The sequence below is a fragment of the Rugosimonospora acidiphila genome, assembly GCF_039543385.1.
In the GTDB taxonomy this organism is placed as follows: Bacteria; Actinomycetota; Actinomycetes; order Mycobacteriales; family Micromonosporaceae; genus Rugosimonospora; species Rugosimonospora acidiphila.
Genome location: NZ_BAABJQ010000111.1, coordinates 1 through 683, shown reverse-complemented (window position 1 = coordinate 683; position 683 = coordinate 1). Strand labels below are relative to the sequence as shown.

Annotated in this window: 1 protein-coding gene; it reads left to right on the top strand. The window is 64.0% G+C overall.

Annotated elements, in window-relative coordinates; genetic code table 11:
- Nucleotides 1-683, top strand: a 683-nt coding sequence (locus ABEA87_RS42255) for a radical SAM protein (RefSeq protein WP_345639440.1), incomplete at both ends; no start/stop codon positions are given.

Here is a 683-nt window from a genome sequence, read left to right as displayed (position 1 = left end):
GCCGGGACATTGAGATCGTTCAGATCTTCGTCGACCTGTGCGCCAAGTACGACAAGCGCATTGTGTTCATGACCAACTGGGCCAAGAACAGCAACTCCAAAGTGGTCGAGATCGCCGAGATCCTGCACAACTGCGGCATGCTGCCCGGCGTCACGTTATCCGCGCAGTCCTTCGACACGCGCACCCTCGAACTGGCCAAACGGGGCAACATCAAGTCGGATCGCTACGACAAGCTGCTCACCGAGTTCCGCGACCGCGGCATTCCCACCTACACCGAGCTCATCTGGGGTCTGCCTGGGGAGAGCCTCGAGACGCATCTGGCCGGCATCGAACGTGTGCTGCAGGCGGGTGGTTGCCCGGTGGTGTGGCCGTTGCTGCTGCTCAACAACACCGAGTACGCCTCCGACACCTTCGGCGCCCAACACCCTCTCATCGTCGAGCGTCGGCCAGGCGACGTCAGCAAGCCCCACCTCGTCGCCGACGTCGTAGTCGGACACCCGGATCTGTCCAAGGATGCCTGGGTTCGGGGCAACTTGCACTACGCCGCCACCGGCGCGTTCGCGAAAGCGAGCATGCGGTGCACCCTGCGCTATCTCTCCCACGTCGGCGGCGTCCGCATCGTCGACCTGGTCGACGCCATCATCGACCTGATCGACGCCGGTGAGGTCCCCTGCCCTGGCCTG